This is a genomic window from Bacillus sp. SRB3LM (genome assembly GCF_015712745.1).
In the GTDB taxonomy this organism is placed as follows: domain Bacteria; phylum Bacillota; class Bacilli; order Bacillales; family Bacillaceae_G; genus Bacillus_A; species Bacillus_A thuringiensis_K.
Genome location: NZ_VWVQ01000067.1, coordinates 92,000 through 108,248 on the forward strand (window position 1 = coordinate 92,000; position 16,249 = coordinate 108,248).

Consider the following 16,249-nt stretch of genomic DNA (forward strand, 5'->3'; position numbering starts at 1 on the left):
TTTACACGAATATAAATATAAAATAAATATTTATGTCAACGAAGTGTTAATTTAAAGTGAATGACGCTGAGAAAAACTTAAATATTTTCTAAATCGAGTTATATAGTATTGAAAATTAAATATAGATTTACGTACAAATAAAAAAGCCGCATTTGCGACTTATGAAATCATAGGATTAACTCCTTTTTTTGTTGAATGATTAGCGCTTAATCGCATCGACAATTAGCGATGGAAAACCAAGTTTATCGCCTTTATTTCTAGAATCATACCTTTTCGAACGGAAAATAACACCGTCGTTTGCATCCCATTCATTGTAATAAAACCGACCACTTTCATCACAATATTCAAGTAAAACTACCTCGAATCCAGCAGTTTCAAACATTTTCGTTAATGTTTTATAATTATGAACGATTTTATGACTTGCTGCTGGATGATCTTTTGGACCGGGTCTCCCTATTTGAACTATATTTTGATATACCTCATCCTGAAAGAATGCATCAGGGACTCCGCACCGAATATGACCAGATGGTTTTAAAAATTCATAACAGATTTCAGCTGCTCTTACACCTTCTTCAAAAGTAAGGTGTTCCCATACATGCTCAGCTAAAATAGCTGAAATAGAGTTGTATTCAAATCTTTCTTCCCACGTAGCTTTATCTAGTAAGTTAAGTTCATCTTCTTGCGTTTGAATCCAGCCTGGATTATTATTAAACACTCCAGCTCCGACAACTACTTTAATTTCGTCTTGTTTTATTGCCACCATGTTCACCTCTTAAACATTTTAATTCATTAATATATTCTATGTTTACTATTATCCTTCCTCCTTCAACAAATGTAGTACCATGAGTCCAGTACAATACCGAACTCATGCCCTAAAACTCTCTAACGCAACGATCTGTCTAACTCTATAAAATTAGTTCATAATATACGATTTTTCTTACAGAAATATAGCACACCAAACATTAGCATAATACCAATTACGTAAAAAATTGTTGTTCCGCTCCCACCAGTATTAGGAATTACCCAATTATTCTTCACATTTTTCACTGTTATTTTTTGTGTCTTTACTGCTTCTGTAATTTCTATTTCTATTGGATCCCTAAGTAACATGTATCCGTTCGGTGCTTTTATTTCTTTAATCGTATACTTTCCAATTGCTAATTGGTTGGAAATTACCTTTCCTTTTTCATCCGTTATTAATCTACTAACTTCTTTCCCTTCTTTATCTAACACTTGAAATACAGCGCCTTTTAGCTTTAATTCACTATCCTTATCATCAACTTTTTCAATTTCAAATTGCCCAGTCGGATCTGGCAATTTCTTATTTTCTATTTTAATTTCTACTACTGTATCTTTTCCTATTTTTACAGCTATTTTATCTTTTACTAATTCATAGCCTTTAGGTGCCTCTATTTCCACTAGGGTATAGTTTCCTATTGGTAAGTCTTTTGATATTACTTCTCCTTTTTCATCTGTTACTAACTCCCCAACTACTTTTTTATTTGAATCTTCTATATGAAACTTTGCCCCTGCTAGCTTTTTATTTTTATCTCCCGTATCTACTTTCACTAACTTCATTTTCCCCATTGGATCGGGCAATTTCTTATTTCCTATTTTAATTTCTGCTACTGTATCTTTTTCTATTTTTACAGTTATTTTATCTTTTACTAATTCATAGCCTTTAGGTGCCTCTATTTCCACTAAGGTATAGTTTCCTATTGGTAAGTCTTTTGATATTACTTCTCCTTCTTCATTTGTTATTAGTTCTCCAACTATTTTTCCTTTTAAATCTTCTATATGAAACTTTGCTCCCACCAATTTTTTATTATCATTATTACTATCAACCTTTTTTATTTTCACTTTTCCTATACTAGGCTTGTTCCAATGTTGCCAGTTAAATTTGAAATTGTGAAATTCAAATCCACCAGTTTGTTGTACCGCACCGACAAATGCTTGTCCATTAATCGAACCGCCTTTTGTTTCTAATACAGCATTGGGAGCAAACACACTCCCAACGACACCATATCCCTCTGTTGTAATTTTTTTCGCATTTGGAAAAACCCAAATCATTTTCCCATATAGCTCAGTAAACGGAGAATTAGGCGAATATGGTTGTGATGTAGGAACTATATCTGTAGCCTTTCCAATATTATTCGTGTCATATAGAATAGACCCATTTTTAAATGTAACTTCTATTGCATCTGAATACATTACAATTAAATCTTTGTCCTTAGCATTGGGCAAAAATACATCTCTTATATCTACATTGATTTTCTCTGTCAATTCTGATGAAACATAAATATTAGGATTGTTTATATCTTTTCCGATTCCATGACTCATATTTGGAATTGGGGCATTCGTTTTATATTGACCTGCATTTTTACTAACTTGGTTCACTATATTGCGAAATTCATTAAATTTCGCGTCAATTTCTAGTTTTTCTTTATAAACGATACGATCATAAGAAGGTTGTATGATGCGATCTGGATCACTCTCTTTTGTCATTACGACTATTCCGTTTTGAATGATAAAAGAATCTTTTCTTGATTTTTTTAGTTTTCCAGACAATAACAAGGACGGATATCTCTCATCAACCCATTTTTCACCTACTATATTAGATGTTCCTGCTGCTGCACCTACAATCGTATACCCCGATGCATCCATATCACCTTGAACTGCAATTGCTCCTTCAATGTCGCCACCTATTGCTTTATGGTTACCAAAGATAACAGCATTATAACGCGATATATCTCCTAGACCTTCTAAGGTAGTCGTGGATCCATATGCTTCTTTTGGTACATATACGACAAAACTTACACTTAACATTAACAAAACAATAAAATGAATACTTACCAGCTTTAATCGTAGCCTCAATTCCTTTGTTCCCACCTTTACCGTTTTTGTCTATAGTCGAATAAAATGAATTTTTATTAATGATGATTTACTTCATCCCCTATATACCGTCTTTACTTATCTTTGAATTTCCGGTCCCACTTCCCATTAATGCAGGATAAATACATTCTATCGAGTTAACTTTTTCTTATAAATTACGACTAGAAGCACACATAACAATAGGATTGTAACTATTACAGTCCACTTATTAAATATAAATATCTCTGTACTCACTTTTTGTTTTTCTTTCTCGTTTAACTCCACACGCTCACCTCGAACTAGCAATCTATTGGTGTTTACTCCATAAGGCGTACACGTAATTAAAGTTGTATAATCTTTATTTTCTACAATTTGTAGATCGTCCGTTTCATGTGGTGACACTACTTTAATTTGATTTACTTTATAAGCAAGAACTTTGTCTAAAGAATGAATAAAAAAAAGATCTCCTTCACTCAACTTATCTAAATCTGTAAATAATTTTGCTGATGGTAAACCACGATGCCCTGTTAAAATAGTGTGGGTATTTTCTCCACCTACCGGGAGCGAAGAAAAATCTAAATGACCTATCCCGCGGCTCAATACTTCCTCAGAGGTCCCTTGATAGATTGGCAGTTTTATATTAATTTTCGATATTTCAATATACCCCATTACATCTCCTAAATTTAACGCATCAGCATACGCTTGATGATTACTTTTTTTTTCAGAAAATGGATCTGTAAATGTTTTCATGGAAGTTTGAACTTGTTTATTATATTCGGCTGCTTCTTTTTCCCTACGTTCGACTTCTTTCTTTTGTAGCGCTTTAATCTTCTTATCGTAAGAGCTAATCTCAGAATAATGTGCACGGGTCGCCAACCAATTACTAATAGTAGGATATAAAAAAATACCTAATCCAAATAAAAAAATCCCCCCCAAAACAAGATTTCGTTTCATATTTCCACCTCTGTATATGCTTAAATATCGAAAAGAGGAAAGCATTTTGCTTCTCCCCTTTTCATATAGTTACATGTTCCTAAAATCTTAATTTCTAGCAAATTTTTTTCTAAAGAAAACAAGTGCCGCTGTAAGCATTAAAGTAAGGCCTATTACAGTAAAAAGAGTCGTTCCTATACCACCCGTTACCGGAAGAATCCATCCACTTTTATTATTTTCTATCGTTAATTTAACCGTTTGATTATTTTCGCTAATCTTTACATCAATAGGGTCTTTTAATAATTGATAAGAAGCTTTTGTACCATCTTCTTTTGTATATGTCGGTGCTTTCGTTTCAAAAATTTGATAATCTCCATATGGAATGTTAGACCATTTAATAACACCATGCTCATCAGATACACCTGTTACTTCTTTTCCTGCTACGACAACTATTTTTCCATTATGATCTTTAAGTACAAACTCTGCACCTTTTAATTTATTCTTATTAGCACCATCAATTTTTGTTAACTCAATTATTCCAGTTGTTGGAACAACAACTACAGGTTTAGACTCCTTTTCTCCCATTACATCATTTTTATTTGTAAAATCAATTTTTGCTGTATTTAAAATTTCCGAACCAGATGGTACCCCTTCTTTTACTTGGGATTTAATTTGCAAATGAAATTCTTTTTTACCATCTAATTTTGTGAAATCTATTACTGTAGCTGTTACTTTTTGACCTTCTATAGCTACCTCAACAACGTTTGCATTTACTTCTGCTCCATCAATTTTCACGATTGGCTTTCCTTGAATCACTAAACGATTGGCCAAAGTATCTGTTACCACATATTTTTTGTATTCCTTAATGTCTTCAGGAATTAATGTTTTAATATCATAATCATAATTATAATTAGTTAGAGGATTAATTGGTAGCGCTTCCAATTTTGCGTTAATCTTTTTATCAATTGTTGGTTCTTCATAGTTTTTCACTTCTAATTTAACTACTGTACCAGAAGTAATAGTTCCATCTTCATTAATTGTTCCGGAATTCTTAACAAAAAACTCACGTTTAGTTGGATCTATTATATAGCCTTTCGGAGCTTTTGTTTCTTGGAAATAGTATTCTCCATACTCCAATCCTTGCACGCGAATATGACCATTAGCATCTGTTACTAACTCTTTTTTCACTTCTGTACCATCTTTTTTAAATAAAGAGAATACTGCACCTGCTAATGCTTTTTCATTTACACCAGTTTTTATTAAATCCACTGCACCACGTTTAATCTCATTTTTTGGATACATATGAACATCATAGTTTAGCACCTTACCCTCTTTATTCGTTAATGGAATATCCACTGTATACGTATTGGGATTTAGGTTAACATGTGGAGGTCCTGCTACTTCTTTCACTTCATAACGTCCTAGCGGAAGATCTTTTAATACAGCTTGTCCATTATCATCTGTTACTACTTGATTTGGAGTGGCTCCCATTACAGGTTTCACATCTTCTTTTACGATTTTCCCATCATTTGAAATTTTTTCAAAAGAAGCAACCCTTTTCACTTCAAACGTTACACCTTTTAATGGTTTCGCATCTTTTGGCACCTCTTGATTTGCAGAACCGTCACCTTCTAGTCCCTGCACTCCATCTTTTTCTTGTGCATACTTATGAATCGTTAAAGTACCTTTAGATGGTGAATCTGCCTTTACTAATACACTAGACCATGTAGAAAATGTTAAGAAAAACACTAAAAGCACACTAAATATTTTTTTCATTTCTCTTTTCCCCTTTACTACTTGTATCATTTTAAAAATCTCTTTATTACTATTACCTTCTTACAAGCAATAGTGTGCCAAGTATCAGATTTAAACGAATAACATAAAACATAGTCGTCCAACAATCCATTGTTTACAATCACTTATTCACTTTTCTTATCTTCTATTATTACGTTGTCTCTCTGCATGATATATGTAATTTTCTCCCCTGAATTACCCTCATATCTCTACTTCAAGACTTATTACATTGTTACATAATAGCTTTCACTGCTAATTTCGACTAATCACTTACTGTCAATCCATTCATTTCTCCCTTCCTATCCCTATTTAAAATCCAATCTTAATCCTTTTTTGATACATATAAGTAATAACCAACAAATAAGTGTGACGATTCATATTTTACGCTACTGTCCAAAACTATTACCTGTATATTCAAATAATATGTGCTATTCATGTTAAATTATGGTATTATTCTTAGAAGTTTATAACTTTTATTTATATTTTTTATTGATAAAGATTTTCCGTTTCTACTTATGAAAAAAGGAATATATAATTATTCAACTATCACGCATAACTGTAAGGAGGAAGAATATGACTAAAAAGCTCAGTCTAGTTGAGATAGAGTACATTTGCAATATGTTTTTCCAATCTTTCGAAATTCCAGTTTGTTTTTTAGATTGTAACAACAATATTCTTTTAAAATTTAAATCAAAAAATGATTCACATTCGTTGTATACATCAAAAATAGAACAGTTACATATGCTTTTTCAAAGAAATGATACATATAATTCTCCCATCTTCAGAACTCACGAACATCTAGGGCACTTCATTTTAATTCACATAAAGAGTGATTATATGGTGAACGGTACTATTATTATTGGGCCCATGGCACATGTAAATTTTTCTACAAGTAAAGTGGATAGTAACCTTAATTTTATTCCGAATTATAAAAGAACAAGAGACCGTTATTTTTCATTGTCAGTGAAAGATCAAAATTTCTTTGTAAATATAGCAATATTGTTTTATAACATTCTCTATAAAAAAAATTCAGATGTAAGCACCTTTTCAAATAACAGTGACTCAGTTCATATAAGTCATAGCAGAATCTTAAACGAAGATGTATATATTTCAATGCAAAAAGACGAATCCATTTATCATAATTTATATATAGAGCAGCAACTACTTAGATCTATAGAAAACGGGGATAAAGAAACCGTACTCAAATATTATTACGAATTCCAACAAGAGACTCTTTCATCTTTATCTTCATTCCATCAATTAAGACGTCATAAAAACATTTGTATTTCATCCATCACGCTCGCTACTAGATATGCGATAAAAGGGGGACTTCCATCTGGGATTGCTTACAAAATTTATGATTTACATATTCAAAGAACAGAAGATTTAAAAGACAAAGAATCTGTTTGGGATTTATTAAAAAATGCTTTTTGCACCTTTGCAGACCGTGTAAAGGTGCAAAAAACACAGCAACATTCACAGACTATTGCTATTTGCAAAAACTATATTTTTAAAAATATTTACAATCCAATATCTGTTAAACAACTTGCTAAATTTGCAAATGTGAATTCAGATTATTTATCTATATTATTTAAAAAAGAGGTCGGTATTTCATTAATTGAGTACATTCAACGTGAACGAGTCGAAGAAGCAAAGAAATTATTAACTTTCACCACCTATCCCTTATCAGACATATGCGCTTCGCTTAATTTTAGCGATCAAAGTTATTTCACTAAAATTTTCAAAAAATTCACCAATGAAACACCTGGTAAATATCGAAAATCTCATGTTGTCATTTAGAGTGAAACTTCCATTAAAACAAAATGTTTTCAGTAACTCATCAATGGCAGATTAGAAGCACTCCCAGATTCATAAACTATAGGATTTATGCTTTTTCCAAACCAAAAAACACGTTACTATTCTTTTATTTTAATGAGAATAGTAACGTGTTTTTTATGTAATGTAGTTTTGTAGACAGAACATGATCCAACTACAAATTTTTATAGAAGCCAAATGCACCGCTTAACTACTAAAATCTTATTAAGTAAAAAATCCATATTTTGTTTTACTTACTTTCTACTTTATTTCTTCTGAATAATGAACTCTTTTCTTCAAACGAATAATCCCTACTATTATTTTTGTATCTTTCTAAATTTGCGAACAAAAGTGAGTACTGTGCCTGTAATAATCATCAATATGCCGATTGCTGCACTGTTATTTGTACTTACACCCGTCTTTGGAAGCTCCTTATATGTATACTCTTTTTTATCGCTATTACTGTTGTTTGAGATATTACTCTTATTCGCCTTATTAGCAAGGCCATTAGCTTTGCTAGTTTCTTTATCTTTCACTAATACTTTTTGTTTTGTATTTACGTCATTACCCATGGAATCTTTGACACTATATATTATTTCATAAGTACCAGCTTTAGTTGTATCTATAGTTCCTTCATACGCTACTTTAGAAGTAAGGTCACCGTCCTCTTTATCAGTAGCTGATACCCCTACCAACGGATCAAATTGATCACCCTCAGTAATTGAAGTTGTAGCAGGTACTTTTAGTATTGGTTTTTCATTTGTAACTTCTTCTCTAACTTTAACCGTTACAGTTTGTTTCGCCTCATGACCTTTAGAATCTGTAACCGTGTACGTTAATACGTAAGTACCGACTTTAGATGTATCTACTCCACCATCAACTTTTACTTTAGAAGTAAGATCGCCGTCTTCTTTATCAATAGCTTTTACTTTTATCATTGGATCGAATGAATCTCCTACATGCATTGTCGCTCCAACAGGCACTGTTAATTTAGGTTCTAAATCTAATATTTCTCCATTTCCCTCTACAATTACAGTCTGTCTAGCCGTTGTAGTTCTCCCTTGGGAATCAACAACCAAGTATTCCACAATGTATGTACCTGGTTTTGAAGTATCTACATCGCCTTTATGCTTTACTTTATTTGTTAAATCACCATCTTCTTTATCAACAGCTTTTACATTTCTCATTGGATCAAACGTATCACCTACACGTAGTGTAATGGTAAACGGCACAGTTAACTCTGGAGCTTGATTTTCTGCTGTTTTTTCGTTTTCTTTCACTGTTCCTGGAATTTTTGCCGCATCAAAAGCATTTTGGACTGCTTGAACTTCAATTGAGTTCGTTCCATATTTATTAGTTGCAACTTTAAGGCATGCCAATTTCAATTCAGAGAAATTAGAAGTCATGTTCAATTCATCAGTATTTGCATAATAGAAAATATCAAACATTTTATCTTCACCAATACCATTTATATTTACACCGTTATGAGTACCGCCTTGTGCAATTAAATACGCAACTTTATTAATAATACTTGAGTTAAAATGAACGCCTCCATAATCCTCTCCATTTAAATCATTATATTTACTATAATCATCGGGATACGGTAGTCCTTCTGAAAAATTAATTGCAGTTGGATTTTTCATATTACGAAAAATCGATCCAGTTTGTTCTCCTATTGTCCAGTTAAATTCCCCATTATTTATGTATTTCTCTATAGCCGTTCCCATAATATCCGATAATGCCTCGTTAATTGCCCCAGATTCTCCTGAAAATTCAAGGTTAGATTCACTTGATGTAACTGCATGTGTAAATTCATGACCGGCTATATCGAACGCTTTTACCATAGGATCTCCATATAAAAGCATACTAATGTTATTAATATTAGTACTAAATGCATTCTCCCAATTTTCAGGATCATTTGTTCCTCCAGAATCCCATGCATGTACCACTGAAACTACTTTTTTTCCTTTATTATCAAAACTATTACGCTTATATTTTTCTTTATAAAAATCATATACCTTTGTTGCTAAGAAATGAGCGCTTACCGCCTTTGGATTATTAAATGTTGTTGAAGCGCTAGTTGCTAGTATGCCAGGATAATAACTTTCTTCATTTGTAATATCTCTATAATTTACATCATATGTCTCAATTCCTTGCCCTCTTGTGTAATCAGCAAGCGCATAATTCCCACTGGTCTGTTTAGAAATACCAAATGTACGAGTTACGCCTAAATCATCTTTTCCTGTTCCAGTTAATGATGTGAAATTGCTAGTTTTATTTTCCTTAACGGATTCAACATACTCTTCACTTATTTTCAAACTTGATTCTTGTACCATATCTTTTAACATATCGCCATTATGAGCATTCACTAAATAAGTTCCAGATACATAATTTGGTGTTGTAGCAGCAAATGTAACTTGATATGCATTGCTAGCCTGCCCATGATTTTCATCAACAAAAATAACCGCCTTAACTTCTGGTTCAGAAATAAATTTAATGTCGTTTCCGTACTTTTTATAAATATATTGTTTCGCTTCTTCTTTTGATAAATTAATAGGTTTCTTTAAATCTTCTTGTGTTAAATTTTGTGCGCTAGCTCCTGAAATGCTTTTAATAATACCTTTTTTATCTACGTGAGCAGTCAACTGGTGGCCATACACTTCTTTTCCTTCATATATTTGTTGCATGCGCACAAGTGTAGTTCCATCATAAGAACCACGTTTTTGAAGAACCTTGTAATCTACTCCTGTTTCTGCACTAACTTGTTTTGGAGACAAAGCATGCTCTGTATTTTCCTTAAGTGCATCTTTCACTACATTCTCTGGCGCCTTTTTTGATGGTTGTGTAAGATCACCTGTACGGAACGAATCCTCTTGAATTTCAACTTGCATTTGACCAGGTTCCTCTGCATGACCTACTCCATATGGTGTTACACTTGTTAAAACGAATCCTGTTGTTAATGCAACTATAGCTATTTCTTTTTTATTTCCCATGATATTTACCTCGTATAAATTTCTATTATTTATATGAAACTGCTAAAATGTATACAATCTATTCCTAACATAAAAAGATGACTTTTGTAATCTACAAAAGCCACCTCTTCAATATGTAATATCCCTAAAATGTTTTTAATACATAATTTCTATACAAAAAAGAAAAAAGCATTCATTAACGAGCATTTTGCAATACTTTTATTAGGTCATTTATATTTTCAACTTTCTGCTGAAACTGATCAAGTCTGCTATGTAGCAATGAAGGATTTTTATCTTCAGTTGAAATAACTTGTTTTAATTCATTTTCTAATTTATCATACATATCAAAGAAATTATCAAATTCTACACTTACAAGTTCTTCATTTTCACGATAGAATCTTTTTGCTTCTATATAAGTCATATATGATTTATTTAAAAATCCTAATGAAATTAAATATTTAGAAGTGTTTTCTTGATAAATAGCAATATCACATGCTATTTTAATATCAGAATAAGTCTTTTGAACGAGACAATGCAATTCAAAAATCTTAAACTTTAATCCATTATTCATTTCATCCCCTCCCATCGTATCTATTCTACATAAAATTAGAATATTATACAAAGAAAATTATTAGCATAAAATTGACAATTAAAAAAATAACTTAAGGATAAACAAAATCCCTCTCATTACAAATTATAATTGCGGAGCATTTACCAACATAACGGCTAAATAAAAAACGAAAAGAATAAATCTTTCCGCTCTTAGAGTAATAAATACATTTCATATTGCGCTAAAGAATTCTTTTCAAATCCACATTTCTTTAAAAAACCCTCCAATAAATTATTGTTAGGAAACCCAATTGATAAACTTGATAAATTTAATTCTTCTCTTGCTACTTGTAATAATTTCATCCCAACACCAATATTTCTATAACCTTTGTCTACGAAAATAAAACTAATTTTACCTTGTTCATTTACGCATAGAGAGCCTTTTAAGTCATTATCGACATATACACCATAAAATACATTATTTGTTTTTTTAATATAATCAATATCATTTTGCCAATTTATATGGAAGTTTAACCATTTCTGAATTTCATCTTTAAAAGTTGGAAATTCTAATTGTTTTACTTCAATATCTTTACAATCTTTATTCATTATTTTAGTCAAATCATTTAAATTATAATAAGAAAGATCGTACACTTTTTCATAGCCCAACTTATTATAAAAATGAATCGCTCGGTCGTTTCCTACAATGACTTCGAGAAAAAGTTGCTTACATCCATGTTGAATCGCCTCTTCTTTATGCAGTTCAAATAATTTTTGACTCACACCAATACCGCGGTAATTAGGATGAACCGCTAATGTTCCGCAGCGCATAGTCTTTATACTTTCATAATCCTTTATACCACCTAGTATTACGCCAACAGATTTGCCTTCTTCTAAAGCAAGAAAAGAATGTTCTAGCAAATTACCTTCTGGTCCCAAAAAACGTTGTATAAAATCCTCTTTTGAAACCTCCATCTTAATAATGTAATCTGAAAATCCATCTTTAAAAGCTTCATATACTAAATCAATATTTACTTCACTACACCTTTTATATTGAATCATATAAAATTGCCCTCCAACTGCTTATATTAAACTCAACGTGTACCCATATAATATATTCCATCTATTATAAATTTCAGCTCTTAATTTGAAATGAGCGGACATTTCCCTACATATAACTCACTATTGATTTGTTTTATAACAAACTATCTATTATTTACTACATTAACCTCATAAACACGTAAAAAAGCAATTAAATGCTCACATGCTCTTTCACATGCTAGCATTTTAAAGATTTTTTGTTCTTCTTTCGTTTTATCATTTGCTTGATCTGAAGCAGCTTTTAAACAGAGAAATGGTTTTTTATTTATTTGGCATACATAGGCGAAAGCTGCTACTTCTTGATCAACTGCCAATGCTCCATATACGGTATGGAGTAAATATCTCATTTCCGAACTACGAATACGTTGATCTCCTGATAAAAATGTACCGAAATGTATCGGATCATACGATCGTATTTTTTTTATTCTTCTTACAAGTGATTTTGTTGTTTCAATAGGTGCTGTTCTACCGTTATATAAATTAAAAACATCTTCCCCTGAACCAGCAGCAGTAACATCATGTTGTATTGCGTTTAGTGCGACTACAATATGACCGTTTTTCACCTTGTTTGATAAACTTCCGCATACTCCTGTCATAAACAACTCATCTGGCTGAAACTCACTAATTAACAATTGTACACAACTAGCGCAGCTTACTTTACCGACACCAGTAACAACTGATATAATTTCCAGCTCATTAATAGTATGAAAATGAAATTCCCAAGCTGCTCTTTTTTCAACACGTTCACTTGGATAATGTTGATGCAAATACGTCAGTTCTGGTTCCCATGCAGATACAATTGCAATACGTTTCATTACACGCTTCACTTCCCCTATTGTCATTTAAATAAGTTATCTATACTTTTTCGTTCATAATCTGGAATCCATTCTTTATATTTCTTATATAAATCTCGTATTCTTTCTTTATTCTTCGCAATTACTTCACATCCTCTATCATCATACATAAACATGACAATATCTTTCGTTGCATTTATGAGAAATACATCTGGATAAGAAATTTCTTTTTTTCGTCCAAATCGAGGATATAAATCAAAGAAATCCTCATGATTAGCAACTTGTATAAGCGATTCATATTTAATATGTTCCGCAAGGCATTTTAAAGAAAAATGATATGTACAATATAAATCTGCTTCTTCATCTTCAAATAAAAACGGTAACGTTTCTTATCTTATATGAAATCTTAAATCTCTTTTCTTAATATATTTATTGTATACATTTATTTTCTGTGGAGTTTTTATATTTTCCTTTTTAAATCTATAAACATTTGTCACTACAAACACTACATCTTCTTTTGAAAATATGTCTTCAAATAAGAATTTATTATATGTATATAGTTGAGAAAAGTATTCCGTATTTAAATTGTCGGTTCCTTCTACAATTTGATATTTATCTTTTCCAAAATCAAATTGTAAATGATTTTCCCACTAAGAATATAAGTAGGGTACTAATGTAACTCCTGGAAATGTTTGATTCATATATTCTTTTAATTGCATTTCTTTGTCCTTTCTACTGTACAATTCCTTTTAAATCCCAGTATGCTTCTTCTAGCCATGGATGTATAACTTTCAATGTATCTTTCCTTTCCCACAAATATGAAATATATACAAAAGCTGCTTTTTCCAAAGATTTTTCCAATCCTTTTTTTATTTCTATTAAATATGGTGGTGTCCCTTTTTGATCCCATTCTATTTTATCTGCAACAAATAATACTAAATCCATCTTCGTTGCATGTTTACGCAACGTTGTGTGGTAACAAATTGCATTTAAAATCTCTTCATCTTCTACTTTAAATATTTCTTTTGCGATTACTCTCGATAGTTTTTGATGAATAATCATAGGAAACTTTCTTTCTGCTTCCTCTATTTCTATACCAAATTCTTCAGCAACTGCAATCCGCTCCTCGTTCGGAAAAATGCCACTAATATCATGTAAATATCCTACAATTGCTGCTTTTTCTTTATCTACGTGAAACTTTTCTGCAATCTTTTTTGCCTCATTTGCTACACGAATTGAATGTTTATATGTAAACTCTTTATTATATTTTAGTAGAAAAGCTTTAATATCATTTTCTATTTTTCCAGTTGGAGTAAATGAATATATATCATTACATAACATAGAAAATCCCCCTTATAACTACCTTTCATTATAATGTAGGATCTAAATATCCTCGTTATTTTATATTCGTTATTAATCTTTTTACTCCTTTTTAATACGTTACATGAAATTTTATACAGAATCATCGCTACAAGTACATAAATGTTTGATATTATAGTAATGTTGATGATTTGTAAGGAAAGGAACTACACAATGAATAAAAACATATTAATTATTGATGATGATAAAGAAATTGTTGAATTACTTGCTGTTTATTTGCGAAATGAAGGCTATAACATTTATAAAGCTTATGATGGCGATGAAGCATTGCAAAAGGTTTCTACATATGAAGTTGACCTTATGATTTTGGATATTATGATGCCAAAGCGAAACGGATTAGAAGTTTGTCAGGAAGTGCGTGAAAATAATACTGTACCAATTCTAATGCTTAGTGCAAAAGCAGAAGATATGGATAAAATATTAGGTCTTATGACAGGTGCCGATGATTATATGATCAAGCCATTCAATCCATTAGAATTAGTAGCAAGAGTGAAAGCTTTATTACGAAGATCATCTTTCCAAAACGCTACTTCGCAAAAGAATGAAGATGGTATTATTCGTATTCGCTCTGTTGAAATACACAAACATAATCATACTGTTAAAGTAAATGGAGAGTATATTAAACTAACCTCTATTGAATTCGATATTTTATATTTACTTGCAAGTAATACAGGAAGAGTATTTAGTTCAGAAGAAATTTTCGAACGCGTTTGGAATGAAGATGGTTACGGTTCAAATAAGACTGTAATGGTCCATATTAGCAACTTACGGGATAAACTTGAAACAGTAATAAATGGAGAAAAATTTATTCACACTGTTTGGGGAGTTGGCTATAAAATTGAGAAATGAAGCATTTGATATATTAAAAGATATCCCTAAATGGAAACTTATTTTTTGGCTCTTATTAGCTATCACACTCACGCCTATTACTGAGTTAATTATTTATCGCCTCGTTACGAGTGTAATTGAGAGTTCACTTACTCTAACTGAACTTGGTAAAGAATTCATTCGAATTTTTGGTTATGAAAAGTATAAAGGGATTAAAGAATCGTTATGGATGATGATTGTATCTTATTTGTTTTTATTTTCTATTTTTTCATCCTATCTTTACATTTTTTATCGTCACGAGAAAAAACTTTATTATGAAACTTGTATTAAAAAAATGATAGAAGAAATTCGTTATATTGCAAATGGAAACTTCAATCATAAAGTTTCTATTGTAAATCATAATTATCTAGAAGAATTAGCAATCGGGGTCAATGAAATTGTTGAACAATTAAAAGTCTCCATTGATGAAGAAAGACAAGCGGAACAAGCAAAAAGTGAACTTATTACAAATGTATCACATGACTTACGCACTCCCCTTACTTCTATAGTTGGATACGTAAATTTAATCCATCATGATAATTATAGAGATGAAGTAGAATTGCGATACTATATTCAAGTCATTTACGATAAAGTAACTCGTCTTAATGCATTAATGAATGACTTGTTCGAATATACACGTGTTCAAAATAAAGAGTTAAGCTTGTATTCTGTCCCTATTGACATAGTAGAGTTACTTGGGCAATTAACTGTTCAATTCCGTATACAATTTCAAGAAGCAAATATAGAATGTCGACCTTCTTTCCCATCTCAAAAGCTCATGGTATTAGCTGATGGTGAAAAATTAGTGCGTGTGTTTGAAAATCTTATTATAAACGCTATCGCTTATGGAAGCGAAGGTCGCTATATTGACCTTACTGCTTATGAAAGCAATAATATGATTACAATTGATATAACAAATTACGGACAACCTATTCCTAGTACGGATTTACCTCATATTTTTGAACGTTTTTATCGCGTTGAGAAATCTCGCTCTACAAACACTGGTGGATCTGGACTTGGATTAGCTATTGCAAAAAGTATAGTCGAATTGCATAAAGGAACAATTGAAGTATATAGTGATGATGAAAAAACAACATTCACTGTAAAACTACTCCCATACAAATGTTAATATTATAAATAAAAAGTTCAATTTCTTATCATATAAGAAATTGA

General features: G+C 31.4%; 12 protein-coding genes and 1 pseudogene. 3 read left to right on the plus strand and 10 right to left on the minus strand.

Annotated features, from left to right (window positions below):
- Window positions 1–199: 199 nt before the first annotated feature.
- From F3I02_RS20295 to F3I02_RS20310, 4 genes are all read right to left on the minus strand, one after another.
- Window positions 200–760 carry a class I SAM-dependent methyltransferase gene (locus tag F3I02_RS20295; RefSeq protein ID WP_033690256.1) on the minus strand — a complete coding sequence of 187 codons (561 nt, stop codon included), beginning with the start codon at window positions 758–760 and terminating at the stop codon, window positions 200–202.
- 158 nt (window positions 761–918) lie between these two features.
- Window positions 919–2,874: a SpaA isopeptide-forming pilin-related protein gene (locus tag F3I02_RS20300; protein ID WP_196478337.1), complete on the minus strand. Its 1,956-nt coding sequence runs from the start codon at window positions 2,872–2,874 to the stop codon at window positions 919–921.
- A 147-nt stretch (window positions 2,875–3,021) separates the two neighbouring features.
- The gene (locus F3I02_RS20305) at window positions 3,022–3,825 is read right to left on the minus strand and encodes a class C sortase (protein WP_074593703.1); all 804 of its coding nucleotides are present in this window, start codon (window positions 3,823–3,825) and stop codon (window positions 3,022–3,024) included.
- An 87-nt stretch (window positions 3,826–3,912) separates the two neighbouring features.
- Entirely contained in the window at window positions 3,913–5,580 is a 1,668-nt protein-coding gene (locus F3I02_RS20310; RefSeq protein ID WP_196478338.1) for a SpaA isopeptide-forming pilin-related protein, read from the minus strand.
- A 591-nt stretch (window positions 5,581–6,171) separates the two neighbouring features.
- Between F3I02_RS20310 and F3I02_RS20315 the strand changes: the two genes are divergently transcribed.
- Complete coding sequence (locus F3I02_RS20315) at window positions 6,172–7,398, plus strand: AraC family transcriptional regulator (protein WP_196478339.1); 1,227 nt, start codon at window positions 6,172–6,174, stop codon at window positions 7,396–7,398.
- A gap of 332 nt (window positions 7,399–7,730) precedes the next feature.
- On the opposite strand, the gene F3I02_RS20320 is transcribed toward F3I02_RS20315, so the two are convergent.
- The 6 genes and pseudogenes from F3I02_RS20320 to yqeK form a co-directional block, all read right to left on the minus strand.
- A complete protein-coding gene (locus F3I02_RS20320) occupies window positions 7,731–10,406 on the minus strand; it encodes a M4 family metallopeptidase (protein ID WP_196478340.1) in 2,676 nt (891 codons plus the stop codon).
- A gap of 175 nt (window positions 10,407–10,581) precedes the next feature.
- Window positions 10,582–10,956, minus strand: coding sequence for a hypothetical protein (locus tag F3I02_RS20325; RefSeq protein ID WP_001059022.1), 375 nt, complete (start codon window positions 10,954–10,956; stop codon window positions 10,582–10,584).
- 191 nt (window positions 10,957–11,147) lie between these two features.
- Entirely contained in the window at window positions 11,148–11,996 is an 849-nt protein-coding gene (locus tag F3I02_RS20330; protein WP_074593671.1) for a GNAT family N-acetyltransferase, read from the minus strand.
- Between the two features lie 143 nt (window positions 11,997–12,139).
- Entirely contained in the window at window positions 12,140–12,877 is a 738-nt protein-coding gene (gene mtnN, locus F3I02_RS20335; protein ID WP_142237976.1) for a 5'-methylthioadenosine/S-adenosylhomocysteine nucleosidase, read from the minus strand.
- Window positions 12,874–13,548 (minus strand): annotated as a pseudogene (locus tag F3I02_RS20340) (DUF3885 domain-containing protein). The gene mtnN and the pseudogene F3I02_RS20340 overlap by 4 nt, the downstream one beginning before the upstream one ends.
- Before the next feature lie 13 nt (window positions 13,549–13,561).
- On the minus strand, window positions 13,562–14,170 hold the full coding sequence (gene yqeK / locus F3I02_RS20345) for a bis(5'-nucleosyl)-tetraphosphatase (symmetrical) YqeK (RefSeq protein WP_074593668.1): 609 nt from the start codon (window positions 14,168–14,170) through the stop codon (window positions 13,562–13,564).
- A 192-nt stretch (window positions 14,171–14,362) separates the two neighbouring features.
- Between yqeK and F3I02_RS20350 the strand changes: the two genes are divergently transcribed.
- Window positions 14,363–15,058 carry a response regulator transcription factor gene (locus F3I02_RS20350; RefSeq protein WP_001038807.1) on the plus strand — a complete coding sequence of 232 codons (696 nt, stop codon included), beginning with the start codon at window positions 14,363–14,365 and terminating at the stop codon, window positions 15,056–15,058.
- On the plus strand, window positions 15,048–16,205 hold the full coding sequence (locus F3I02_RS20355) for a sensor histidine kinase (protein ID WP_001243309.1): 1,158 nt from the start codon (window positions 15,048–15,050) through the stop codon (window positions 16,203–16,205). The genes F3I02_RS20350 and F3I02_RS20355 overlap by 11 nt, the downstream gene beginning before the upstream one ends.
- The last annotated feature ends 44 nt before the right edge of the window (window positions 16,206–16,249 follow it).